The organism is Candidatus Sororendozoicomonas aggregata (assembly GCF_031528575.1).
Taxonomy (GTDB): domain Bacteria; phylum Pseudomonadota; class Gammaproteobacteria; order Pseudomonadales; family Endozoicomonadaceae; genus Endonucleibacter; species Endonucleibacter aggregata.
The window spans coordinates 16,597-39,999 of the sequence record NZ_JAVLSP010000029.1; the positions used below are offsets into that span (position 1 = coordinate 16,597).

The 23,403-nt window shown below is 46.8% G+C and carries 22 protein-coding genes and 1 riboswitch; of the genes, 12 read left to right on the forward strand and 10 right to left on the reverse strand.

The genetic code is table 11. The annotated features are described in order from the left end of the window. Positions 1-42: 42 nt before the first annotated feature. On the forward strand, positions 43-1,164 hold the full coding sequence (locus V4C51_RS07650) for an RNA-guided endonuclease InsQ/TnpB family protein (RefSeq protein WP_330925555.1): 1,122 nt from the start codon (positions 43-45) through the stop codon (positions 1,162-1,164). Positions 1,165-1,247: 83 nt separating this feature from the next. Here V4C51_RS07650 and V4C51_RS07655 read toward each other — a convergent pair whose 3' ends face one another. The 5 genes from V4C51_RS07655 to V4C51_RS07675 all read right to left on the reverse strand — a co-directional run bounded on the left by V4C51_RS07655 (position 1,248) and on the right by V4C51_RS07675 (position 7,409). Continuing rightward, on the reverse strand, positions 1,248-4,163 hold the full coding sequence (locus V4C51_RS07655; RefSeq protein ID WP_330925556.1) for a hypothetical protein: 2,916 nt from the start codon (positions 4,161-4,163) through the stop codon (positions 1,248-1,250). 41 nt (positions 4,164-4,204) lie between these two features. Beyond that, positions 4,205-4,771, reverse strand: a complete 567-nt coding sequence (locus V4C51_RS07660) for a DUF3299 domain-containing protein (protein WP_330925557.1) — start codon at positions 4,769-4,771, stop codon at positions 4,205-4,207. A 69-nt stretch (positions 4,772-4,840) separates the two neighbouring features. Further along, a complete protein-coding gene (locus V4C51_RS07665; protein WP_330925558.1) occupies positions 4,841-6,103 on the reverse strand; it encodes an ABC transporter permease in 1,263 nt (420 codons plus the stop codon). Beyond that, on the reverse strand, positions 6,100-6,825 hold the full coding sequence (locus V4C51_RS07670) for an ATP-binding cassette domain-containing protein (protein WP_330925559.1): 726 nt from the start codon (positions 6,823-6,825) through the stop codon (positions 6,100-6,102). Before V4C51_RS07670 ends, V4C51_RS07665 begins: the two co-directional genes overlap by 4 nt. After that, positions 6,825-7,409 carry a DUF2796 domain-containing protein gene (locus V4C51_RS07675; RefSeq protein ID WP_330925560.1) on the reverse strand — a complete coding sequence of 195 codons (585 nt, stop codon included), beginning with the start codon at positions 7,407-7,409 and terminating at the stop codon, positions 6,825-6,827. The genes V4C51_RS07670 and V4C51_RS07675 overlap by 1 nt, the downstream gene beginning before the upstream one ends. Before the next feature lie 392 nt (positions 7,410-7,801). Between V4C51_RS07675 and V4C51_RS07680 the strand changes: the two genes are divergently transcribed. Together V4C51_RS07680 and V4C51_RS07685 are read left to right on the forward strand one after the other, a co-directional pair. Continuing rightward, positions 7,802-8,797: a nucleoid-associated protein gene (locus V4C51_RS07680; RefSeq protein WP_330925561.1), complete on the forward strand. Its 996-nt coding sequence runs from the start codon at positions 7,802-7,804 to the stop codon at positions 8,795-8,797. A 48-nt stretch (positions 8,798-8,845) separates the two neighbouring features. Next, positions 8,846-9,628 (forward strand): hypothetical protein, encoded by a 783-nt coding sequence (locus V4C51_RS07685; RefSeq protein WP_330925562.1) that lies wholly within the window; start codon positions 8,846-8,848, stop codon positions 9,626-9,628. A 39-nt stretch (positions 9,629-9,667) separates the two neighbouring features. On the opposite strand, the gene V4C51_RS07690 is transcribed toward V4C51_RS07685, so the two are convergent. Beyond that, on the reverse strand, positions 9,668-10,135 hold the full coding sequence (locus V4C51_RS07690; protein WP_330925563.1) for a hypothetical protein: 468 nt from the start codon (positions 10,133-10,135) through the stop codon (positions 9,668-9,670). Positions 10,136-10,317: 182 nt separating this feature from the next. Between V4C51_RS07690 and V4C51_RS07695 the strand changes: the two genes are divergently transcribed. Further along, entirely contained in the window at positions 10,318-10,620 is a 303-nt protein-coding gene (locus V4C51_RS07695) for a DUF2288 domain-containing protein (protein ID WP_330925564.1), read from the forward strand. After that, positions 10,617-11,030, forward strand: a complete 414-nt coding sequence (gene arfB, locus V4C51_RS07700; protein WP_330925565.1) for an alternative ribosome rescue aminoacyl-tRNA hydrolase ArfB — start codon at positions 10,617-10,619, stop codon at positions 11,028-11,030. The genes V4C51_RS07695 and arfB overlap by 4 nt, the downstream gene beginning before the upstream one ends. On the opposite strand, the gene V4C51_RS07705 is transcribed toward arfB, so the two are convergent. Continuing rightward, the gene (locus V4C51_RS07705) at positions 11,027-11,593 is read right to left on the reverse strand and encodes a DNA-3-methyladenine glycosylase I (RefSeq protein ID WP_330925566.1); all 567 of its coding nucleotides are present in this window, start codon (positions 11,591-11,593) and stop codon (positions 11,027-11,029) included. The genes arfB and V4C51_RS07705 overlap by 4 nt on opposite strands. 290 nt (positions 11,594-11,883) lie before the next feature. On the opposite strand from V4C51_RS07705, the gene V4C51_RS07710 reads away from it, so the two are divergent. The 4 genes from V4C51_RS07710 (at position 11,884) to V4C51_RS07725 (ending at position 15,759) form a co-directional block, all read left to right on the forward strand. After that, positions 11,884-12,333: a hypothetical protein gene (locus V4C51_RS07710; protein WP_330925567.1), complete on the forward strand. Its 450-nt coding sequence runs from the start codon at positions 11,884-11,886 to the stop codon at positions 12,331-12,333. Positions 12,334-12,467: 134 nt separating this feature from the next. Next, positions 12,468-13,052 carry a GNAT family N-acetyltransferase gene (locus V4C51_RS07715; RefSeq protein ID WP_330925568.1) on the forward strand — a complete coding sequence of 195 codons (585 nt, stop codon included), beginning with the start codon at positions 12,468-12,470 and terminating at the stop codon, positions 13,050-13,052. A 264-nt stretch (positions 13,053-13,316) separates the two neighbouring features. Continuing rightward, entirely contained in the window at positions 13,317-13,835 is a 519-nt protein-coding gene (locus V4C51_RS07720; protein ID WP_420797640.1) for an FKBP-type peptidyl-prolyl cis-trans isomerase, read from the forward strand. 619 nt (positions 13,836-14,454) lie between these two features. Beyond that, positions 14,455-15,759, forward strand: a complete 1,305-nt coding sequence (locus tag V4C51_RS07725) for an OmpP1/FadL family transporter (RefSeq protein WP_330925569.1) — start codon at positions 14,455-14,457, stop codon at positions 15,757-15,759. 81 nt (positions 15,760-15,840) lie between these two features. Here the strand turns inward: V4C51_RS07725 and yaaA are convergent, their stop codons facing one another. Then, a complete protein-coding gene (gene yaaA, locus V4C51_RS07730) occupies positions 15,841-16,617 on the reverse strand; it encodes a peroxide stress protein YaaA (RefSeq protein ID WP_330925570.1) in 777 nt (258 codons plus the stop codon). Positions 16,618-17,270: 653 nt separating this feature from the next. On the opposite strand from yaaA, the gene V4C51_RS07735 reads away from it, so the two are divergent. Further along, the gene (locus V4C51_RS07735) at positions 17,271-18,122 is read left to right on the forward strand and encodes a patatin-like phospholipase family protein (protein WP_330925571.1); all 852 of its coding nucleotides are present in this window, start codon (positions 17,271-17,273) and stop codon (positions 18,120-18,122) included. 202 nt (positions 18,123-18,324) lie between these two features. Here V4C51_RS07735 and dgt read toward each other — a convergent pair whose 3' ends face one another. Beyond that, positions 18,325-19,767: a dGTPase gene (gene dgt / locus V4C51_RS07740; protein ID WP_330925572.1), complete on the reverse strand. Its 1,443-nt coding sequence runs from the start codon at positions 19,765-19,767 to the stop codon at positions 18,325-18,327. A gap of 137 nt (positions 19,768-19,904) precedes the next feature. On the opposite strand from dgt, the gene V4C51_RS07745 reads away from it, so the two are divergent. Further along, positions 19,905-20,663, forward strand: coding sequence for a phytochelatin synthase family protein (locus V4C51_RS07745; RefSeq protein WP_330925573.1), 759 nt, complete (start codon positions 19,905-19,907; stop codon positions 20,661-20,663). 242 nt (positions 20,664-20,905) lie between these two features. Here V4C51_RS07745 and V4C51_RS07750 read toward each other — a convergent pair whose 3' ends face one another. Then, positions 20,906-21,667 carry a C2H2-type zinc finger protein gene (locus V4C51_RS07750; RefSeq protein ID WP_330925574.1) on the reverse strand — a complete coding sequence of 254 codons (762 nt, stop codon included), beginning with the start codon at positions 21,665-21,667 and terminating at the stop codon, positions 20,906-20,908. 500 nt (positions 21,668-22,167) lie between these two features. Continuing rightward, positions 22,168-22,273: riboswitch (TPP riboswitch) on the forward strand. Between the two features lie 145 nt (positions 22,274-22,418). Here V4C51_RS07750 and V4C51_RS07755 point away from each other — a divergent pair. Next, positions 22,419-23,387, forward strand: coding sequence for an ABC transporter substrate-binding protein (locus V4C51_RS07755; RefSeq protein ID WP_330925575.1), 969 nt, complete (start codon positions 22,419-22,421; stop codon positions 23,385-23,387). Positions 23,388-23,403 lie beyond the last annotated feature (16 nt).

Genomic DNA, 23,403 nt, shown 5'->3' on the forward strand with positions numbered 1-23,403 from the left:
ACCTGTATTTACAGCATTAAGCTGTTTCTGTAAAATATTAGTATGAATATGAAACGTGCCTACAAATACAGACTTTATCCAAGTGCTGAGCAGAAGACACTTCTCGCTCAGTCATTCGGATGCGCACGGTTTGTATATAACAACACGCTTCGCTTTCGCACAGATGCCTACTACAACGATGGTGAAAGCATCACTCATTCAAAAGCTGAAAAGCGGCTGGTTTCACTCAAGAAAGAATTTCCTTTTTTGAAAGACGTGTCCAGTGTAATTCTTCAGCAGTGTCTACGGGATCAGCAGGAAGCCTTTAAGAATTTCTGGGCTGGCAGAGCAAAGTATCCAAACTTCAAAAAGAAAACAGCAAGGCAAAGTATTCGATTAACAAAGGCTGCTTTCAGCATGAAAGATAGGCAGTTGTTCATAGCCAAAAGCAAAGAACCGTTGGTTATCAAATGGAGCAGAGCGCTGCCTTCAGAGCCTTCCAGTATCACAATCAGCAAGGATAAGGCTGGACGATATTTTGTCTCCATGCTCTGTGAATTTGAGTCTAAACCAATGCCAATCAGCAAAAAAACGGTTGGTATTGATTTAGGTTTGAAAGACCTATTCATCACGTCAGATGGTGAAAAATCCGGTAATCCAAAGCACTTCAAACGCTACGAGCGCAAGCTCGCACATCTTCAGCGTGAACTTGCCAAGAAGAAGAAGGGTAGCAACAACCGAGCTAAAGCAAGGCTTAAAGTTGCCCGTCTTCATGGGAAAATAGCGGATTGCAGGATGGATGCTACCCACAAAGCATCCCGCAGATTAATCAACGAGAACCAAGTGATCTGTGTCGAAGATTTGGCTGTGAAGAATATGGTTAAAAATCCAAAGCTGGCAAAACATATCGCCGATGCGAACTGGGGTGAATTTGTCAGACAGCTACGGTACAAAGCTGAATGGGCTGATCGTACTGTATCTGTCATTGATAGATTCTTTCCTAGTTCAAAGCGTTGTCCCAGTTGCGGATATGTCCATGAAAGTATGCCCCTATCAATCCGTGAATGGGAATGCCCAGAGTGTAAAACTCATTGGGATAGAGATATAGCGGCTGCTATCAACATAAAAACCGTCGGACTGGCGGGGTTAGCCTGTGGAGCGACTGGAACGGGGATGGCGGCCTAGCCACCATTTAGGGAAGGCGTGTTGAACCAGGAAGCCTGATTGGTGACGATCAGGAATCCCCGTCGTTCACGACGGGGAGGATGTCAATGAAAGAAGTAGCTCGACGTTTTCCCATCGATAACGCAGTATGCAGCCTTAATAGAACCGTCATCACTATCAGTGATTCGGTAGATTCCCGTTTTAGGCGCAAGTTCAATGCGTAATGCTTCCATCCCCTCTTGGTGGTGAAACTTTCCAATCGTTACCCAGGTGCCACCACGCTTTGAAGGGCGGAATTTCTCCAGTGAATAAACGGTGTCTTTTCTATCGGGGAGATCTAAATAAATTGTGTACGTTTCACTATCTTTCAGATCTTGATAAAACCCGGCGACTGTGTCTGGAGGAAGTGAACAATCTCCCTGGCATTGACAGCATAACGAAGCGCCGTAAAAGAAGTGATTACCGTCACCGATAGTCCCGATAACCCGGCGAGCGGATATTTGGAAGGGCTGATGTTTGTCGTCTTCTGTTTTTTCCTGTAATTTGATTAATTGTTCGATGTATTTACTGATAGATTTGTCCCATGAAGTCATTTTAAGAATATGTGAATAACACCATTGAGCCAATGATTCTCTGGTAATCAGGCCACATTGTTTTAATGTATATCTTATATCCTTGTCACTGGCGCCGGCTATATGCTTGAGCAAGCGATCCAGTTTTTTTAATGTTTTGCATTTGGCTTCTTTCAGGTTTATTTTTCCTTTCTGAAGGAGAATATACCTGCCTTTAGGTGCTGGCTCCCGGAAGGTTTGCCAGTCAACTTCCTTAAAACACGGCACATTACCGTACTGCCTTAGATAATCAAGCTCAGGACAATCTTCGCTAAAATTATCTGTCGAATAGAGTTTTGTTATTGGTGATAGCAGCAGTCTTTGATGCTCAGTTAACGCTTTTTGGGTGTCAGCGCAGTTGCCATTTATTCCGGCTAAATAACCACCCACCGTGCCCAGGACAGCAACCACCGGGGGTAACAAGTGCTCTTGAGCCAGCGCCATACCATTGTGAAGGTTATAGCTGGCATAAACCATACCCGTTTCATAAAAATGACTCAGCACGGTTATCAGATAAAAAAACACCAAAGGCAGATCTACGTCAGCGGCGTAGCAAGAGAACAGCAGGGTTGTCAGCATCGCAGCAGTCACTATTGTACGTGGGTATTGTAATATCGTTTTTTTACAGCGAAGGCTGAGCGCGCCAAAAGCCGTGGTGTTACCACCGGGTTCGTCAGGGGCGCTGGCAGAGATGGCTGCAAATGTCTTGCTTGCTACTACTCCCTCAGCCTTTGGCTTATTTTTTTTTCTGATTCTGTTCTTTCTATTGTAACCCTGTTTCTCCGTTGTTTTTTGGGGTTTTTGGAGTTTTTGTGTTTGTGCCTTTTGTGCCTTTTGTGCCTTTTGTGCCTTTTGTGTTTTTGTTTCTGGCGTTTTAGTCGCTGGATGTTGTCTCAGGGCTTCTGGCTCTGAATTATCATCCGTTGTTGGTAAGCTCGCACCAACAGATTGATCAACGTCGTATTTTTCTGGTGCTTTAGTGATTAAATGTTGCATTGATTCTTCTGGTGCTGAATCATCCACTGTTAATGGCAAGCTCGCGCCAGTAGGTTGATCAACGTCGTATTTTTCTGGTGCTTTAGTGATTGAATGTTGCATTGAGTCTTCTGGTGCTGAATCATCCACTGCTAATGGCAAGCTCGCGGCAGTAGATTGATCAACGTCGTATTTTTCTGGTGCTTTAGTGATTGAATGTTGTATTGAGTCTTCTGGTGCTGAATCATCCACTGTTAATGGCAAGCTCGCGCCAGTAGGTTGATCAACGTTGTTTATTTCTGACGTTGGATGATTGCAATAAGATTGCTCCGTACTCTCGCCGGTGATGGTGGTTGTTACTTGATAAGGGGGGGGCTGAGTAAAAGCATCCCGTTGAACGTTATTTTCTACTATTGTTATTTTCTTATCATTCTCGGTTAATGCTGTTGGCTTTTGTTGAAATAACAGCCCATTGTTTTGATTTTCCAGCATCTTCTCCAGTAATTCTATTTTTTTTTGTTGACCTTCATAACGACTGTCATAACGACTGTTTGTGTCTTCTAGTTCTTTCCTTAAAAACCCCATTGTTTTGATAAATGCTTCAAAGCACACTGGATCATTACTATTTGTTGTATTGGAATCAGTGTTCGCTTCAGGCGTCTGACTTTTATCAGCAAACGTTTTTACTTTTTCATTCAGTTCTGCTGGCGGTTGTTTTGTAACTGTGGGGAAAGCGGTCTGTATTGGATAGTGATCAGGTGGAAATGGTTGCGTATGAGTGTAATCAGCTGGGAAAAAACACTGTCCTACGGCTTCAGCAGGTGGATAAAATGAGGGTACATTTTGCTGGTTAGCCATTTCGGACGGTAATGGCTGTCTGTATTGTTGGTATTGCTGTCCTGCAGGGAGGCTGTGAACAGGTGACTGCGTTGCGCCACTGTTATGAACAGGGGCGAAGGAATTTGGCAAAGATTGAAGATAGCGTTGTTGTAATGCCGGTTGTAACGTCATTATTTGCGATAGGTAACCGCTGACAGCAAAGCCGTCAGAGACGAGGGATGGTTGGGGGTGTTCGGTGCCGCAGACCACTAAAATGCCTGTTGTGGCACTGTGAATATAAGTTCCTCCGTTTTGTCCATCTTTTACGGCAAACATGCTTTCAGGTACGAACAGATTGCCATTGGTCCACAGACAGTGATCGTAGTTATCATCAGCGGTACCTAATAAATAACCAACCTGGCAAGTTTCAGCTAAATGGCAAACCGTCATTACACGGCTATTTTTATCCACTAAATGAACCCGATTAACGGCTTTATCTTTTGCGTTAATGGCATGGAAGATATCATTTAGCCCAGCAAAAAGCAGGGCGCTGAAAACCAAAGGAAAAAAAGAAACAAACAACCAGCGAGTGACAGGAAAAAAATAACAATGCATTCGAAAGCCGTTGAATTAAAATGAGACGCTGGAAATATAGCTTAAAATTCATACTCCACAATTTTATCAACCGCCATTGTATACAATGTTTCCGTATACTCGGAGGTTTTTTTTTCAATTTTCAGCGTGCCGAACACCCAGTAGGGCGTATAACCGGCCTCTGTCACCTTAATGCCTTTTGGATAAGATATATAGACGATTTGGTTGGGAGGGGGCGGGGGCACGTGAATGCAGGCACCGAGTGTGGGTACGAGCAGCAATTCTGTGGCAATCTGCTGTTCATTCATATTCAGTGGGACGAGATAGCCAGGCATCTTTCCCGTCACATTATCCATACTGCTGACGGTTGTTAACCCCAGTTTGTCGAGATAGGCAATAACCTCATCCCGTGACATCGCGCCTTCATTATACTGATTTACGATGGCCGGTTCCGGGGGGGGCGCCAGGTCATCCCATTGTAACTCCCTCACATCTGACAGTGGTTCTGTTGTTTGTTGGGACTTTGAGGGTGTCTCAGGGTTCCCCTGGATATTCTCAGCCCTGACGGAGGCTTGTGCTGAGAGTAACAGTATGGTTGAGACCACAGAGGCTTTAAGCAAGGCATTCATAGGTATTTTTCTTTCAATGTAAGTATTTGAACAGTCAACAAGGCACTCCTTTGCCTTGGCTATTTCACTTTATATTCGGATCGTTAATCCGTCGGCGAGTGAGGTGCGATAGGCTCGCCAGGCAGGTATGGCACCTAAAATAACAGCGCTGATGACCACAAGGCCCGCCAGTGCCCCCTCAAAGCTGCCTGGCGCTGCCAGGCTCAGACGCAGGCCCAGGGCACTTTCCAGAATGGGCTGGAAAGCCCCAAGCAGGCCATAAACCATCATAAAGCCCAAGACTGTACCGGCAATCGCATAGATCACCGATTCACTGATCATAAGCAGGAAAATATGTACAGGTCTTGCCCCCACCGAACGTAAAACCGCCATTTCACGACGGCGCTCATTTAATGACGTCAGGATAGTTGTCAGCATACCTATCAAGCCAGCAAAAACAACCATAACAGACACTGCCAGCAAAGCTGTTTCGGCATTGCCAATCAACCGCCATAAGTCCTGGAGGGCAATACCGGGTAAAATAGCGCTGAGCGCCTCATTCTGGTACTCGTTGGCTTTACGCTGATAGCTGAAAACAGCAATAGGGCTTTTCAATCCAACCAGCCAGGCAGTAATGGATGACGGCTGAAGATCCATACTGGCAGCCTGCTCAGCCGATACCTGGAATCCCGGGACAGGCGGCGTGCCATTGTGCCAGTCTATGTGCAGTGCTTCTATGCCTTTTAACGACACCAAAATGGCTCTGTCCAAAGGTGTCCCTGTTCGCGCCAGGATGCCGGAAATATAAAAAGGCTTGTCATCGTGATGCTGAAGGCTTTTGGTCTGAATCCCGTGGCTTAAGGTGATGGGCTGACCAACCTGGTAATTAAGTTTACTGGCGACCTCGGCGCCGATCACGGCACCGTAGAGCCGTGAAAATGGCTTGCCGGCTGACAATGTCAATTCCTGGTTGTCTGCGTATCGATAATGGGTAAATAAACGACTGTCTGTTCCCACAACACGATAGCCTTTATGGGAGTCTCCCAGAGACAAAGGGATTGTCCATTTTACCGCCGGGTCTTTACTGAGTTCCTGATACGTTTCCCAGGATACATTATTCGTCGCATTGCCAATATGAAACACTGAGTACAACAGCAAGTTCATAGGACTGCTTCGGGCACCAACGATCAAGTCTGTCCCTGACAGCGTATTGGTAAAGCTGCTTTTGGCTGCGACGCGAATCCTTTCAACACTCAGTAGTAAAGCAACACTGACAGCAATGGATAATATGGTCAAAATTGCTGTGGCTTTGCGGTTTTTCAGGCTTTGCCAGGCCAAACTCGCGATAATCATAAAGCCTCTTCTGGCGCTTTAGCGGTGTTGATATCCGTCATGACGATGGAGCGATCAAACAGTGTTTCCAGTGCCGGGTCATGGCTGACAAATAATAATGTTGTACCTGCCGCTTTACACTCAGCAAAAAGTAATTGAATAAACGCTTTCTGTGTCTTCGCGTCGAGGGCGGATGTCGGCTCATCAGCAATCAGAATTTCAGGTTGTCCTATGAGGGCGCGGGCAGCAGCAGCGCGTTGCTGCTGCCCCATGCTCAAGGCTGTGACAGGGCGGTTAAATAACGAGCGATCGGAGAGTCCGAGGTGTGTTAACAGTCGAATCGCTTCATCGGATGGCCGTATCGACTGCTGGTTCAGACGGTGTTGTCTGAGGCTGGCAAAATTCAGTGGCAGGGTGATGTTTTCAATCACCGATAAATAGGGAATCAGGTTGAACATTTGAAAAATAAATCCGATATGGTTCGCGCGAAAACTGTCTCGTCTGGAAGAAGGTTGCTCGCTGATGGTGCTGTTAAGTACCGTAACCGTTCCTTGCTGCGGGGTTAACACGCCCCCGAGCAACCCAAGCAGTGTTGTTTTTCCCGAACCGGATGGGCCTCGTATAAAGACTTTTTCACCCTGTGTAATGGTTAACTCATCAATGTCCACTATCGGTTTACCCGTTTGCCAGCTAAATTGCAGGTTTTTTAGCTGGACGACGGGCGCATACTGCTCAGCCATCATCAGAGACTTACCTTCGGTTGCTTACGGCTCAGTGTCCCTGATTGCTGGCCTTGATCTGTCAGCGCCTGCACCTTGATGGTTTCGCTGCGTTCGAATTGATCAAATAAGGTTGTGCCAAGCTGGTTAATCGCTTTTGGGTGAGTGCATTGATAGATATAGGTGGCCGAAATGTCCATATGATTGCCGTTTTGTTGGTGAGCATCATGGTCGTGGTTGTGTTCGTGGGCATCATGATCGTGACTATGATTGTGCTTTTCATGGTCATGTTGTTCATGCCCGGCTATTGCCCTGGCACTCACCATGCCGCAAGCTGCTGCTTCAGGTAATGTCCATAGACCCGGTGTTTCCAGTTGTTTGAGGGCATCGTCCAGTGTCGCCTGTTGTTGATCTGTCTTTATACTCTCGAAACCCACAATATCGTGGGCGGGGACGCTCAACTCGAGATACAGTGTCTGGTTATCAATCGCCAGATTGAGTTCACCATGACCATGGACATGGGCTTCATGATGCCGTATTTCTGCCTGTGCGGTAGTTGCTAATGCTGTAGAGAGTGAGCCCAACAGGATAAATGAGAATACTCGCATGATATACCTTCTGACGTTAAAAATACCGCTAAACAAAAGGTTATGTTATATCATATTTTTTTTGAGTCTGCTTTAAACGCGTAATTTATACTTTATTTGTCGTGTAATACACGACTTTTTTCTTTCACTTCTCATGATCTTCCTGAAAATATTTTGTGCTTTGGTGACATGAATTAACAGGGTTCTTTGCTTAAGTTTAAGGCCAACAGCAGTCAGTGGTCGGGGAGGCTTATTCTTTGTGATGAATGACAAGCGGCTGTTTCAGAGTATGACCGGGCTTCCGCAAGGAGGTTCTGCCCCAAAAAATCCTGAACCGGTCTCCACATCCCCTATAGCCATCAGTCACACTCTGCTATGATGGCTCTTTATTTATTCCTTCACCTGCCCCTACCATGACGATTAAAAACATTATTGTCCACCAGCTGGAACAATCTTCTGAAAGCAGTACATTAACCGCCACCCCGGCAGGCCAGACACTCCAATCCTCGCCTGCGCTTGAAGCGATGCTTGATGATCTTCAGCAAACCTACAATAAAAAAGCGGATAAGTGCTTTGGTCAGTTCCAACCCTCATCAACGGACGATTTCCGCCACTGGCTGGCACTGTACCAAGAGGGCGGGCTTGATTTCACCGGCTTTACCGCCCGAACATTAGAAAAATTAAAAGAATCCCTCGATCAGGCGGGAGCTCTGGGGGGAGGCTATGTGTTATTTATCGATTTTCAACAGGGACTCACACGGCATTTGCTCATCTGTATGCTAAACCACCATACCAGTGTGACCGTGACGAAAGAGCTGACGATTACCGATTGCGCCTACCTGGACACTGGCCGACTCTCTCTGGCTTGCCGTATTAATATGAGCGAATGGTTATCAAACCCCACCGGCAACCGCTACCTGTCTTTTATTCGTCCGCGCGCAGGACGGCGGCTCAGCGATGTATTCCAGCAAGCCCTGGGCTGTATGGAAACCAGCAGCAGCAAAGAAGATACCCACACCCTGATGTCCGCCGTTCAGGAATTCTGTGACCAGACCCCGTCAGAGCAAGCGCGCAAAGTGGTCAAACGCCAGGTGTACGATTACTGTCAGAACCAGCTTGATGAAGGCAAAGAGGTTTCCCTGTCAGCATTAACAGGTCATATTCAAGAAAGTGGCTCCGATGATTTTGCTCGCTTCGTGAATACCCGTGATTATGATATGACCTTGCCCATGACGCCGGAAAAACGCAGCCTGACGCAACTGGTCCGCTATACCGGCAGGAGTAAGGGACTCAACCTGTCATTTGATGCCGAGTTGCTTGGCTCAAGCATCCGATATGACCGCCATAGTGGGCAACTGGTCATTGTGGACGTTCCTGAAAAGCTGAAAGAGCAACTCAAGGACCTGTAACTGGGGCCGATAGTTCCAGTGAAAAACCCCGCCAGGAGTCTCACTGGAATGACCATACACACCTCCATCTGCCGCTTTTTGCCCGTTTTTATGGTGTTGCTCACAAGTTTTGTCCATGCCAGTGAAGAAACAGCACTCTCTGCCAAATCCTTGATCAAACAGGAGCTGCTGCTAAACAACCTGATTACTCACTTGCATTTTCTGAAGCTGGACTTTCAAAACGCCACGCCCAGAGAAAAACTGCTTGAAACCCTGCCCCAACTGAACCAGCGGCTGCGTGCCCTGCCCTCAACATCAACTCACCTGGAAAGTCGGCAACTGTTGACATCTATTCACGCGCGCTGGCCGCTGATCTATAAACACTTGCAATGGCTCATCCAACTTCAGCCCGAAGAAAAGGTACCAAAGCTCCATTTATTAACGCAGGCCCTTGCAAAACTCGACAGGCAATTGCTGGTTCTCAGACAGCTGTCAATGGCGCAAGCTCCCGGTGGTTACCAGAATATCCGTTACGCCGAACATGCGCTGATGATGCAAAAGCTGGCACGGGAATATATTCGCCTTAATACGTTACCGGCCTCACCCTCTGCATCGCAACAGCAGCAGCTACAAAACATGGTCAGCCAGTTTGAACAACGCATGGACACCCTGAAGCAGGATTTTCAGAAACACCCCCATGCCAGGGCAGCAACACGTAAAGCCCATATGGCCTGGCAGTTTATTGCTCACAGTGTGCGACGGTATCCCACACAACCTGTGCCGGCCATGGTTGCTTATTACAGCGATGAAGTGGTTGGACAGTTATTTTCTATGACTTACTTTCTCCACTAATCTCCACTAAACCGACAAGCCGACTATACCGGCGCTGACTCAGGAACTATCCTCTGTTAACGCCCAGCCTTTTCTTATGAAATTTTCTTTTGCCAGAGGGGCTACCAGTGCCGGGTTACCGAAATAGCTACCACTCATAAACCAGCATTGCATGCCAATGTTAGTCAGCGCGTGAGACAAAACGGGAGAAATAACGTTATCTACCGCAAAAAACGCTATGTTGCTTTGCAGGGCTGTTATTGCTCCAACATAATGATATACATAACTTATTCCTTTATCTTGAAACCGCCGTGGCATATCAATATCGCCATACCCGAGTTCGCTCATATTGTTGCCAGTAGCTTTATGAGGGCAGAGGTAAAGTGAGTGCTTATAGTCAACACCGTTTAAAATCAGCGTAAAATTAATCTGTTTTCCGTTGGATTCTGGTGGAAAACGAATAACCTTCAGGGTTTCATACTCAGCATGTGTAAACAAAAACTCTTTATAAGTTGCTACCAAGGGCACGCTTTTTACCCAATAAATGCCTAATTGTAGTCATTTCTGGCATTTGCATTGATATTTACCCTGTCCTGACTATTCTAGCCCGGGGATGTAAGCAAGCCATCGCCCTGAGATGATGCGGCACTGTATTGCTTACTTTCAGTGTGGTAGCCTCCTGATTTATTTTTCGATAAAGCGGGAGCACCATGCGTCAGGACGATCGGGATACCCTTAAAGCAAAAATCAATCTGGAAACCGCACAAATTTCCTGGGAGGCGTTGCAACGGCATTTCGCTGCCGGCAGGCTTGTCAGTGTCAGCCCAAAGCTGGATCTGGTGGACGTGGGTTTTCAGTTTTCGCAGGACAACAAAACACAGCTCGAAGCCTGGTTAGCTAATGGCGATGTGCAGCCAGTAAGCGACCAACAGGCAATGACCTGGTGTAATAAAAAAGCCAGCCTCTGGTCATTGGTGATCAAGCCCTGGGTACTGGTTCAGGACAAAACATGATACGTATTTCCCGCCATGTATCGCTCCTGGAAACTGACATTGCTATTACCTATATCCGTGCCCAGGGTGCCGGTGGTCAGCACGTGAATAAAGTGTCAACAGCGGTGCACTTACGCTTTGATATCAAAGCATCCTCATTACCAGAGTGTTATCAGCAACAACTGCTGGCATTGCCTGACCAGCGTATTACTGCCGATGGCGTCATTGTGATTAAAGCACAGCGCTTTCGCGCTCAGGAGAAAAACCGTGATGATGCCATTGCCCGGCTGGTTGCCCTGATCAAATCCGCCACGGTGATACAGAAAAAACGTCACCCCACCAAACCAACAAGGGCCTCACAGAAAAAGCGGATGGACAGTAAAACCAAAAGAGGCGCCATCAAATCCCTGCGAGGACGGGTGAACGATTAACGAAATGAACAGGTGACCAGATGGTCATTAACCAGACCTACCGCCTGTAGGTAGGCATAACAGATCGTACTGCCGACAAAACTGAATCCGTCTTTTTTTAACGCCTTGCTCAGTTGCTCTGATAAGGGTGTCGTGGCTGGCACTTCTGCGGCTGTCTGCCAGTGATTGATCAGAGGACGACCATCGACAAACTGCCAGAGGTAACAACAGAAACTCCCATAGTTGGCTTGTATCTTGAGAAAAGCACGGGCATTAGTAATCGCGCTGTTTATTTTGCGGCGATTTCTGATAATTCCGGGATTTCCCATTAACTGCGCTATATCCCCCTCATCCATAGCGGCCACCCTGGCCGGATCAAACTGATAAAAAGCCTTACGATAGCCTTCACGGCGCCGGAGAATAGTCAACCAGTTAAGACCTGCCTGGGCTCCTTCGAGAACAAGGTATTCAAACAAGACCCTATCATCATGGCATGGTCGCCCCCACTCCAGATCATGGTACTGCTTATAAAGAGGGTCATCTCCGCACCATCCACACCGCTGAACCTGTGTATCTGTTGTCATTGTCACTCCCGCCTCGGAGCCTGTCGGACTGATGCTTTCACCAGAAAATACCCCCCCCGGAAACGGTTCATCCTCTTTTTTGGAGAGCGAAACCCATGGAAAAAGCTGACTGATTGCAAATAAAATCACATGCTTTGCACAAGAGGTTCGGGTTTGCCTTGTGTTTGTGCTCTGCCCATCATACCCTCATCAAAGTCTTACTGTAGCATCGATAGTATTGATATTTATCAATTTTTCAAGGATCGAATTAGGGTACGTTTTAGCGGTCAATAACAAGAAGGAAAAATAAAATGGGCAGTCCAATTATAAAAAAGTGGAGTGATCAAACCTACCCCGGTTTTGAGGACTTCAAAAACTATGTTGAATCCTGTGATGTTATTTCCTATAAAAATGATGAAGTTCACAGGGACAACAGTAATAATGATTGCATTTGGTTCAGAGATGCCAGTAGTGGCAGAGCCCAGTCAGATATGGAGTATGTGCTGAACACACCCAAGTTCCGTCACTACCATAACCTTATGCCTGCTGGCACCGATCCTGCCGTTGCTTTTTGTCAGTTGATGGTGCTTCAGTATCGGTCAAAACTCGAATTGATGGGCGAGTCAGGGACTTACTTAATCCGTTTTAGCGTTTGGGCTAATACCTATACCCAAAAAAATGAAGCGCAGTTGTCGCAGAAAGTTAATTTCAGTTACTCGGCAGACGATAAAAGTTTCCACAATATGATTATTTGCCTGTAGTCGGCGTTTAGCGGACGTGTTAAACGTCTTGCCGCTCAGGGAAGAGCCACAAATTCGCTTCAATTAAAAGGGGGGGGGTGAACTTCTGTGGTTATTGTTGGTCAACAAGATCAAGATTAGCAAGGAATTTCACTATGCTTTCATCAAGAATAAACACAGTTTCAGCCCAGGGGGTCTTACCTGCTTCACCATTAACACATGCCCCGGCAAACAATCATGGTAAGTCTTTGTTCAAGGGTTACACCGTGACAACTCTCGACCGAAACCACTGCTCGGCGGAGGAAGAGGCAAAACTGGTGGCTCTGATTAACAACGCCTACAAGTTCAAGCGAGTGACGCTGGCAGACAAAACAAGTCCAACAGCCCGCTACTATTGCCTTAAAGACGGTGAAAAACTACTGGCTTGTGCTGGCTACGCCCCAGGTGATGAGGCTGAAACCGACGTCCCCGAAGGGCTCACACGCTCAGATTGTTATATTTCCCCATTTGCCGCAGTGCGTGGGCGAGGTTATGGCAAAGAGTTGCTCCAGCGCATTGTACAAGTCGCCAGAGAAGAGGGGTTTTCAACCCTGACTTTTCATGTGTGGAACGATGCGCCATTGGATATGAACCCCTATTATCAGGGCATCGGTTATGTGCGGGGCGAAACATTCAAATACCTTTATAACCGTAAGGAGACATCGACAACCCGATACCACCAGGCGCTGCTGTCTGTTTAAAGAGGTTGCTCAACAGTGGCCAAATCGCTCTAACAATAATACCCGCCTGAGCCAGTTTTGATGAAACTAGGAGCCTGTCGGACTTATGCTTTCGAGCATAAAATTCAGTAGGGCGAGTCAGAATTTTCGATCAATTTGCGCGAATAGTTGACCTATTTAAGCAAATTGATCGGAAATTCTGGCCACACTTTCTGGATTTTAGGCCGAAATTGTCTTAAGTCCGACAGGCTCCTAGACTGGAAAAGGGACAGGCCAAGACTTACTATGGCTGAAATGTTTTACCCTTCAAAGGCATTACCTCCAATGAAAATTGCGGATAACAAAGTTGTTCTGCTTGATTATACCCTGAAAAATGTCGCGGGCGAGGTGCTTGACAGCTCTGACGGTAGTGAACCTCTGTCTTATACTCACGGGACCGGCAGTATCGTAGAAGGGCTTGAAAATGCCCTGACTGGCAAGCAGACCGGGGATAAACTGGATGTCCATGTTGAGGCGGCTGAAGCCTATGGCGAATACGACGAATCATTGGTACAACCTGTTGAGCGCAGTGAATTTGGGGACCACCCCGTTGACGTTGGCAGCCAGTTTCATGCCGATACCGCCATTGGCCCACGTATCGTAACAGTGACCGCCATTGACGGCGATCAGATCATTATAGATGCGAATCACTCCCTCGCAGGAGAAGACCTTGTCTTTCACGTGGAAGTAATGGGCGTGCGTGACGCCACAAAAGAAGAGCTGGATCACGAGCATCTGGACGGCCCCAATGGGCATGAACACTAGTACAAACAAGCGTTAATATACAACCATCACTTTGGTCACTACTGCGAAGGTGGGCGTTCATTTTCTGGTAGATTCCCGCCTTCGCGGGAATGATGACTGTATGGGTATTAGCGATTAACTGTTTTTTGTCGTCTATTTTGCGGGCATCCGCTGCTTGTTTTGACAGCATCCTCACCGTAAAAAAGGGCGTCGCAAAACCCTTAAATACACTCAATACCGTCATCCTGTTCAGCAGATGACAACGGACAAAAAACCGGGTTTCGCGATACTCGCTCAAAGTAAGGCATTTCCGCGGTTACGATAAAATAGCTCTCTCCTCACACAGCTCCCCTGTTCCCTCTACAAAAGCTGTTTTTTATCGTTCATTTTATCGTTCATTTCATCGTCTTCGCTACGAGTAGGTGTTTATGAGACGTTCTCTAACAAGCAGCCAAGCCTATTTTCTGACAACATGTGAACAACATAAGGCCTGTATTAAACCAACATGGCACCTGAAATAACCAAAAGGTGTCAATGTAAAGCTCCCCTTTTTTGATGGCAGTTTTTTTACACTTGTCAATTATCGACTACTTTATAACGCAGAGCCTACGAACACAGGGCTGTTATAGAGGTACTTACTATGCGTGTTTGCTCAATCGGTTTAGTCGGCATGGGTCTTTTATTTTCTTCACTTTCGTCGATGGCAGGTGCTTCCGGGGTTGGTATTAATGAGCACTCCGCCAGCACCCTGGGCACAGCCTATGCCGGGCGAGTTTCCAATGCGGAAGACGCGTCCATCGGGGCATCAAACCCTGCCGGTATTGCTTTTCTGGAACGACCCCAGGTGACGGTGGGATCGTCCGTTGTGCTCAAGGGAGGGAATTTGGAGAACGGGGTATTCAAAGCGCCTAGAGGTATGGGTAGCGCTCCACAGATAATAGCAACCGGTCATGAGAAGGACTTCCTTAAAACATCGATGATACCATTTGGTCACTATGCGATGCCCATCAATCAATTTTCGTTTGGTTTGAATGTGTATGCACCCTACGGGGTCAACATCGGTTATAGCGATACATTTCCCGGACGTACTTTTGGCCTTAAAACAAAACTGGAAACCGTGAACTTTCAGGGAACATTTGCCTATAAACTCCGGGACAATTTATCCATTGGGGTAGGGTTAGTCGCTTCCCGTATATCAGGCGAGCTAACGGAAAAGAAATATTCGTTACTTGTCCCAAAGGGTATTGGCGCTAAAGTGACCGGTGATGATATGAGGTTTACCTGGAATATTGGCGCCCTCTGGCAGCCTTTGCCGAAAACAACACTGGGCCTTTCCTATCATGCAAAAACAACATTTAAACTGTCTGGTAAAGCAGAGGCAGACCTGGGCAATCCTCTTCTTAACTTCAGGCACGATGCCACCCTCGATATCACAATGCCCGACAGTCTTATGCTCAGCGCTACACAGGTATTGAATGATCAATGGACAGTCATGGCTGATGTCACCTGGGTGCGCTGGAGCACAATAAAAGAGATCCGGGTTGTTGATAAAGAGCCATTTCTCGTAAAAACGGCGGATCAATATGTTCCGTTGGACTGGCGTAACACCCTGGCCTTTTCTTTGGGTACGGCTTATCACCTTACTGATGACTGGACCTTACGGGCGGGTTATATGTATGAACAAACCCCCACCTCAGACCATAAGCGCACCGTGCGCGTCCCTGATAATGACCGGAACTGGTTCACCGCTGGCGCACGCTGGAATGCCTCACAGGATTTATCCATCGACTTTGCCGCCGCTTATCTTATGATGAAAGATGGTACAGTGGATCAGAAAGCCTATAAGCCTGACGAGACAGTCGACCCTGAAGGTGGCAGATTCACAGGTGATTATAAACACCAGAACACCTGGGTGCTTTCAGGGCAGGTCACTTATCGTTTTTAACGCGGTCTCTGGTTATGTTGTGATAAAATCCAGTGTTTCGTCATCCTGCAATGGATGACGGTGCCGCGATAACCTCTCCTCTTAATCCCGGGAATCCCGGGTAAACACCCACTGGTTGCCCGAGGATAACCCTTCGTTGTAGGCATACCCGCCATAATCAAAACCTTTCAGCCGTTCAGGCTGGGTAATTTTGTTATCAATGGCATACCGACACATCAGCCCCCGGGCTTTTTTGGCATAGAAACTGATGATTTTGTACTGCCCGTTTTTTAAGTCTTTAAACACGGGCGTAATGACTTCGCCCTGGAGGCGTTGAGGTTTGACCGCTTTAAAGTACTCATTAGACGCCAGGTTAATGACTGCCTGACTGTTATGGCCTGCCAGTTCGTCATTGAGTTTATCGGTAATCTGCTCACCCCAAAAAGCATACAGGTCTTTGCCACGGCTATTGGCAAACTTCGTTCCCATTTCCAGGCGATAAGGCTGCATTAAGTCCAGTGGGCGCAATACCCCGTAAAGCCCGGAAAGAATACGCAGGTGTTTTTGGGAAAAGCTGAGCTGGGCTTTGTTCAAGCGGGTGGCATCAAGCCCCACATACACATCGCCGGTAAAAGCCAACACGGCCTGTTTGGCGTTCTCCACAGTAGCCGTGTGCGACCAGCTCTGGTAACGAGCGGTATTAAGCTGAGCCAGCTTGTCACTCACGCCCATCAGCTCACTGATCGCCGCCGGTGAGAGCTTCTTCAGCCCCTTGACCAACTGCTGTGACTGATCCATAAAATCCGGCACTGTGTGTTCACCGGTGGTGGCAGGTGTCTCATAGTCCAGTGACTTGGCAGGTGAGATGACTAACAGCATGAATAATCCTTATTGACAGAGCATTGTGAACAGCTTTTAAGGAGCCTGTCGAGCTTAAGAAGCAGTCTTAAAAGTCATGCTCCTACTGCGGCTACGATAAATGGGTCTAAAAAGCCGCTTTTGTTCGTCAAATAGTCCCGCTATTCTCCTCACAAAAGCGACTTTTTATTCTCCATTTCTCGCAGTCCTCGCTACGGGCAGATTTTTAAGACTGCTTCTAAGACATAAAAAAACAGCTTTTTGGCTGTTTTTTTATGTATGTTAAGGTCAGGTTTGCCCATTGCAATGGAATATACTCGTCGCCTTTCAAACGGCTACTTTGTAGCGGCTTTGGCGGTATTCGTTCATCCCGGTCTCGAACTATTTCCGTACTCCTGGCCGCGCTTTCTGGATTTCAGGCCGAAATTGTCTTAAGTCCGACAGGCTCCTGGGACCTCACTTACTGGCTGCCACCCACCCTTGGCTATGGTTAAAAAGTACCATTGGCGCTGCTAACGATTGTACTGACAGTTTGAACGCCAGCCCTGCGTTAAAATTCCTTGCGATAGCTGGCTATTATTTGGCATTTCGCCTTATTCTGATGTTTGGCTTACCATTGTTCATTACGGTGGTCAGAAAAGGCCATTGGTATAAATAGTCAAGGGTTTGAAAGAATGAATTCAACGGTCAGTCATCAGGCACCTGTTGTAAGTTTAGGGTTGACACTGTCTGGCGGTGGCGCAAAATGTGTAGCACATATTGGTTTGCTGCAATACCTTGCGGAGCATGGCGTTGCACCTGATATTATTTCCGGTACCAGTGCCGGCGCTCTGGTCGGTGCCCTTTATGCTGGTGGACAAAAGCCTGTACATATCCTTGAATTTTTCCTGAAACATAAACTGTTCAGCTTTCAGAACCTGTCATTTTCTAAACTGGGTCTTTTACAAACAGAGAAAATACGGCCTTATTTGACTCCGATGTTTCCAGAGGACTCTTTTGACGCGTTGCAAAAGCCCTTGACATTTATCGCAACAGATTTGCGTGCACCTGATATAAGGGTCTTTGACTCAGGTTCCTTGATTCATCCGTTACTTGGGGCCGTTGCTTTTCCAGGGGTATTTACCCCTGTTGAGTGGCAGGGAGACCTGATTGCTGATGGGGGAATCATTAATAACTTTCCGGCAGCACTAATAAGAAGCCGGTGCCGCTTTCATATTGGTATGCACTTAAGCCCGGTAAGGACACTGGATGGCAGCAAGCCTTTTAAAAATTCCATGGCTTTATTGGAGCGCATCTACGAGATTTTGACTTTATCGAAAATTGCTGATGAACTGGCACTGCCTGATGTTGTTCTCGAACCAGAAGAAATTGATAAATACGGTCTGTTTATTGTGAAAAACGATGAGCTTGAGAATATTTTTGAGTTGGGATATGAGTGTGCTAAAAATTATTTTGAACAATCAGGTGCTGACTGGTTTGCAAAATTAATAAAGACTGTCACTAAACAGCCAGAATGGTTGCTGTAGTCAGGGTGTGAATCTTTTATGCTTGCCAGGGAGCCTGTCGGACTTAAGACAATTTCGGCCTGAAATCCAGAAAGCGCGAGAAAGCGCGTCCAGCATTTTATGCTCGAAAGCATAAGTCCGACAGGCTCCAAGAGCCAAACCGTTACAGTGGCGGCTGAGTTTACACGCTTATGCTAACAACGCCCAATACCACTGTTGAAAGTCACATGGCAGAAAGTCGCTGGTATTCATTCACCACAAAATGATCGGTCATCCCGGAAATGTAATCAATGACAAGCCGTGCCCGGTAATACCATTCAAGGTCATTTTTCTCACTGTCACAAAGGCTGGTTTCAGACAAAAGGGTTACTGCTGAGCAATAAGCCGCTTTGTATTTTTTCGGCAATCGATGGAACAACCGTTGTTCAATAAAGCAGGCACCAACATCCTGATAAGCAATGGCTTCAAAATCAGCCCGTGACAATAGTAGCAATGGCCGATAAATGGTCAGTAGCCCCACCAATGCCGCATGACCTCTTAGTTCAGGCGTTTCTTTTTCAAGGTTGTTAAACACATGTCTGATAGCAACGGTTTTTAACGTTTTCAGCGCCAGGTGTTGCCTTGAGCCGCCATTAATCAGAGGCTCATCCAAAATACCGTCAAACACTGCCTGGTGCTGGCTGAGGTAACGGTCTGCGGCATAGTTCACTAACTCTTTCACCAGCCGGGTCCGTAGACGCCTGATAAAGCCACCATCACTGGCAGTATTTGCATGGCTGATAATGCGTATCAGGTAATCATCTTCTGTTGTGTTAAGCTCCTGCCATACGCAGGTAAGTCGGTCTTGTAATGCTTGCAATGAAAGAATACCTTTATCAACGGCATCTTCAAGATCAGCAATACAATAAGCAATGTCATCGGCCGCTTCCATTATATACACCAAGGGAAAGCGACAGCCTTCGTCCACAGCCAAGGCCTTCCACGTTGATGTTACCAGTGCTTGTTCACTGTAAAAAAAGCCGGGCTTTTTTTGTCGGTAGTAGAAGGGATCATCAACACCAGGAGCCTCTTTGCTGGGAGGGCGAGTGTACTTTATGAATGCAGCGATCTGGGAGTATGTCAGGTTCAAATTGTGCAGGCTGGAAACAATGCGCAAGCCTTGGGCGTTCCCTTCAAAAGTGCATAGATCCGGCAACAGTGTATGGGTAAACAACGATGAATGCCCCGGCTGGTTTTTCAATGCCTGTTGGTGACACCCGGCGGCATGGACGGACAACCACTGGCTGATGCTTGCTTCACCAAAGTGCCCAAAGGGAGGGTTTCCTACATCGTGCAGAAGGCAGGCCATTTCTACCAGATTGATAAACGGGGTTTCCAGGTCTTTCAGATGAAAAGTATCTGATTGGGGACTGTTTTGCAGTTGGGAAAGAATCGTTTGCGCCAGGTAGCGACCTGTTTGTTGAACTTCAAGGGAGTGGGTCAACCGGCTACGTACTGCCGCATTAGTTTCCAAGGGGTAAACCTGTGTTTTTTGTTGTAAACGCCGCAGGGCAGCAGACTGGATAATCCGTCCCCTGTTGCTTTCTGTTTCTTCCAGTAATGAAAGGGGTGACTGAACAGAACGGCTCACCGGGCGAGTGGCCGTAATTTTTTTCAGGTAATCCATCAATAGTCCCAGGGCGTTAATAAGTCCACACCATCAGGGTATCACAGAGATTCAGGATTTGCTGAAAATGCCAGGAGCATGTTTATGAAATATCCGGGCTAGTTGCAGATTCAAAAAACTGTTCTTAAAATAATACCATGAAAATACTTTTCTTATTTTTGATAACTTCGACGGCAGCCCTGGCCCAGGAGCTTGTTCCCTTTAATGAGCCGGAAGGGATAAAAAGATTTGAGCGCTCAAAATTCAAGGTAGATTTTTATACGCTGGCTAATCACTTTGAGGCTCAATCAAACGGGTTGTTTTGTGGACCCTCAACAGCGACCATTATTCTAAACAGCTTAAGACTGAGGAAAAAAGGTGTTGTTATTCCCAAGGATCATAGTGTCCTCACTAACCATGAAAAAAAATATTTAAACCCTGGCATAGATCCATTTTTTAACCGTTACACCCAAAGAAATATTTTTCAGGCAAAAGGTGTTAAGACTTTCCATGAAGTAATGGGCAAGCCAGATAAAAATGGAAAAAAAGATGTTGGATTTCAGGTGAGGCAATTTTCTGAATTTCTCGCTGGTCATGGTCTGAAAACGACCCTTAGAATTGTTACAGATGAGTCAAAGCTTGATCATATTATCAATGAGCTTAAAAATAACCTCAAAACTCCCCATGATTTCATCGCAATCAACTATAAAAGAGCTGAATTGGGGCAAAAAGGTGGGGGGCATTTGTCTCCTGTAGGTGCTTACGACGAAGAGTCAGACTCATTTTTAATAATGGATGTGAATCCCAACAGGGCTCGTTGGGTTTGGGTTAAAAGCGCAGATCTTATTAAGGCGATGAATACCTTTGATACCAACGAAAACCGCGGCTATATCCTGGTTGAGGACAATGCTGACTAGTCTTTATACTTGTCGGCGACAGGGCTTTGGTCCAACCCGTGGACGTTGGTGATGACGACCTTGCCCGTCGGGTGGGAATTGAAGCCCATGACTATGAAGCCGTGCCTGTCGGGTCGGCATGAATATTACCGATGCCATTTTACAGAAAAAAGTGGATGCCGGGATGGGTATTGACGGTACAACGGATGAAAGAAGATAAGCAAGGTCAATCCCATTGAAATAAATAATTGACCAGCCACTAATCAAAACTTGAGGGGTTCTGTTCGCCATGAAGCAAGGGTTTTCAAGTCTTCCTCCATTAATTCGTCGAAATCCGTGGATACAATTCTGGGGTCGGCAGTGTTTAATCGTTCAACCAGTGTAAAAGAAGCTCCCGAGTCTTGTGAAACGGTTGCTATTGTTACCGTGGCTGTTTCTCTTCGGGTAAGAACGGCGCTTCCAACAGGGGACGCTACCTGTGAGACATAAGTGACGTCACCCGTCGTTTCTGCCACTGATCTGTGGGTGACAGAGTGGACCGGGCCAATACCTTCAAGTTGCTGTGTACTAGTGATCAATTCAGGCTTGTGGTAGTCAGGGTGTTTTTCGCTCATGTGTTTCTCGTAGGTCCTCTCAAGCCTGAAAAACTTTGAATCACAGACAGGGCAATCAAAACGTCCACTCCCTCTGCGATGTGCATCCTGGTGACGCTCGAGATGAGCTTTAGTTCTAAAACTTTTATTACAGATAGTACAGACAAAGGATCTTTCATTGGTATGGATCCGTCGGTGTGAATTTCGGTTACCGCTTGTCGTAAAGCGTTTACCACAGACATCGCATGAAAAGGGCTTTTCCCCGGTATGGGTTCGCATATGGTTAGTGAGGGTAGTCAATCGGGTAAAACATCGTTGACAGACATTACATGTGAAGGGTTTTACTCCGGTATGAGCTCGTTTATGCTCTTTTAATCTTGTTGGAGAAGGAAAAGTCTTATCACATTGATCACAGGGATAAACTTTTGGCATACATAACTCCGTGATTTGTTAAGCAAGTTCAGCCTCAGTAAAGTGTAGTTTATGAGACCCTTTGCCACCGCTTTTTTGAGTTTGTGGCAGGGGGGGAAATTCCGGGGAGTGCTGCTATAGTTCACACGGTTATCGAAAGCGCGTAAAACCCCGTATTTTTAGAGGGTGTCGCAAAAGCCTCAATGCGTTCCGGCGTCATCCCGTATAGGGAATATACGGGATCTATCTCACAGGGAGGTGAAGCGCTCAACCCGCGTGATACCAAGGGGTAGACTGCCCTCCCTGGCGTCTGGTTCCTGTACAATCCCTGTACAGGGTGACGGTTTCGGACTTTCGCGACACCCTCTTCACGTCGGGGAGGATGTCAAACTAAACACGCGGTGGCACTGATCCACAGTACTTTTTTTGTTTGCCCAAAGCTACTGGACTAATAGGGAATTCTCCCTATAATCTTTTCAGCAAAGCCTGATGTGTTGTGGTTACTTCACTGACAATCAGGCCTCAGTGGCGTAGGGTGCCTGTCTTCTATCTTCTTTCAGGCTGAGATTATACCTGTTGAACCTGATCCGGTTAGTACCGGTGTAGGAATTGTCACAATCTGCCAGTCTTTCCATTGAGCGGTGATGATCGTCGCTTTTTGATCATCTCGTAATGACGGCTGCTCTTTGCGGGCAGAGTTTGCGGGCATAGTTTGCGGGCATAGGTGCGTCACGTTGTTTATTTGCCATTCAACAATCGTGAGGATTCACTGATGGTCTCTTCAACAGCACCAAGGCTGTCTCTCTTGCTCAACTGGTATGCCAACCCTTACCACACGCCGGTTTTTATGGCGCATCATCTCGGTTTTTATGAAGAGGAAGGGTTGTCCCCCGCCATTGTCGAAACCACAGACCCTTCGGATGTCACGGATTTAATTGGTCAAAACAAAGTGGATATTGCCCTTAAGGCAATGATTCATACCTATGCTGCCAGAGCCAAAGGCTATAACGTGGTTTCTGTTGGTACGTTGTTTCACGAGCCACCCACTGGGCTGATCTTTCTTAAATCCAGCGGAATTAAACACTTCGATGATATCCGTGGAAAAAAACTGGGTTACATTGGTCACTTCGGCAAAATCATTATTGACGACCTTGCCCGTCGGGCGGGAATTGAAGCCCATGACTATGAAACCGTACGTGTCGGCATGAATATTACCGACGCTATTTTGCAGAAAAAAGTGGATGCCGGTATGGGTATTGGCTGTTTTCAGAAAGTAGAACTTGAGCATGTCAGTGGTCAGGAAGCGGGTATACTTCGGGTGGATGAGCTGGCGGGGCTGGGGTGCTGCTGTTTTTGCTCGGTGCTCTTTCTGGTCAATGAGACATTTCTGGCAGCAAATAAAGACACCATTAAACGTTTCATGAAAGCTACCCTCAGGGGCATGCATTGGACACTGGAGCACCCGGAAAAAGCCTATGATCTGCTATGCGAGCATATTCCAAGGCTGAGGACGGAGACCTTTAAAAAAATCTATGTCAGTTGTCTGCCATATTTCTCCAGAGATTTGGTGAATGTTGACAGAGACTGGGAAAAAGTCGGTCTTTATGCACGGCAGCTGACAATTACTGATGAAACCATTAACACTCAGGCTTGTTATACCAATGACTATTTACCTGAGCATCCCCATGCGACGTTTCCGCCATTAGACGGCGCCTATATTTCTGAGTTAAAAGCCTCTTGATTCCAATATTTCACCA

What these genes read in the sequence shown, in the direction of transcription:
- V4C51_RS07650 (WP_330925555.1), top strand. Translation starts at nt 43, where the DNA reads ATGAATATGAAACGTGCCTACAAATACAGACTTTATCCAAGTGCTGAG.
- V4C51_RS07655 (WP_330925556.1), bottom strand. Translation starts at nt 4,163, where the DNA reads ATGCATTGTTATTTTTTTCCTGTCACTCGCTGGTTGTTTGTTTCTTTT.
- V4C51_RS07660 (WP_330925557.1), bottom strand. Translation starts at nt 4,771, where the DNA reads ATGAATGCCTTGCTTAAAGCCTCTGTGGTCTCAACCATACTGTTACTC.
- V4C51_RS07665 (WP_330925558.1), bottom strand. Translation starts at nt 6,103, where the DNA reads ATGATTATCGCGAGTTTGGCCTGGCAAAGCCTGAAAAACCGCAAAGCC.
- V4C51_RS07670 (WP_330925559.1), bottom strand. Translation starts at nt 6,825, where the DNA reads ATGATGGCTGAGCAGTATGCGCCCGTCGTCCAGCTAAAAAACCTGCAA.
- V4C51_RS07675 (WP_330925560.1), bottom strand. Translation starts at nt 7,409, where the DNA reads ATGCGAGTATTCTCATTTATCCTGTTGGGCTCACTCTCTACAGCATTA.
- V4C51_RS07680 (WP_330925561.1), top strand. Translation starts at nt 7,802, where the DNA reads ATGACGATTAAAAACATTATTGTCCACCAGCTGGAACAATCTTCTGAA.
- V4C51_RS07685 (WP_330925562.1), top strand. Translation starts at nt 8,846, where the DNA reads ATGACCATACACACCTCCATCTGCCGCTTTTTGCCCGTTTTTATGGTG.
- V4C51_RS07695 (WP_330925564.1), top strand. Translation starts at nt 10,318, where the DNA reads ATGCGTCAGGACGATCGGGATACCCTTAAAGCAAAAATCAATCTGGAA.
- arfB (WP_330925565.1), top strand. Translation starts at nt 10,617, where the DNA reads ATGATACGTATTTCCCGCCATGTATCGCTCCTGGAAACTGACATTGCT.
- V4C51_RS07705 (WP_330925566.1), bottom strand. Translation starts at nt 11,593, where the DNA reads ATGACAACAGATACACAGGTTCAGCGGTGTGGATGGTGCGGAGATGAC.
- V4C51_RS07710 (WP_330925567.1), top strand. Translation starts at nt 11,884, where the DNA reads ATGGGCAGTCCAATTATAAAAAAGTGGAGTGATCAAACCTACCCCGGT.
- V4C51_RS07715 (WP_330925568.1), top strand. Translation starts at nt 12,468, where the DNA reads ATGCTTTCATCAAGAATAAACACAGTTTCAGCCCAGGGGGTCTTACCT.
- V4C51_RS07720 (WP_420797640.1), top strand. Translation starts at nt 13,317, where the DNA reads ATGGCTGAAATGTTTTACCCTTCAAAGGCATTACCTCCAATGAAAATT.
- V4C51_RS07725 (WP_330925569.1), top strand. Translation starts at nt 14,455, where the DNA reads ATGCGTGTTTGCTCAATCGGTTTAGTCGGCATGGGTCTTTTATTTTCT.
- yaaA (WP_330925570.1), bottom strand. Translation starts at nt 16,617, where the DNA reads ATGCTGTTAGTCATCTCACCTGCCAAGTCACTGGACTATGAGACACCT.
- V4C51_RS07735 (WP_330925571.1), top strand. Translation starts at nt 17,271, where the DNA reads ATGAATTCAACGGTCAGTCATCAGGCACCTGTTGTAAGTTTAGGGTTG.
- dgt (WP_330925572.1), bottom strand. Translation starts at nt 19,767, where the DNA reads ATGGATTACCTGAAAAAAATTACGGCCACTCGCCCGGTGAGCCGTTCT.
- V4C51_RS07745 (WP_330925573.1), top strand. Translation starts at nt 19,905, where the DNA reads ATGAAAATACTTTTCTTATTTTTGATAACTTCGACGGCAGCCCTGGCC.
- V4C51_RS07750 (WP_330925574.1), bottom strand. Translation starts at nt 21,667, where the DNA reads ATGCCAAAAGTTTATCCCTGTGATCAATGTGATAAGACTTTTCCTTCT.
- V4C51_RS07755 (WP_330925575.1), top strand. Translation starts at nt 22,419, where the DNA reads ATGGTCTCTTCAACAGCACCAAGGCTGTCTCTCTTGCTCAACTGGTAT.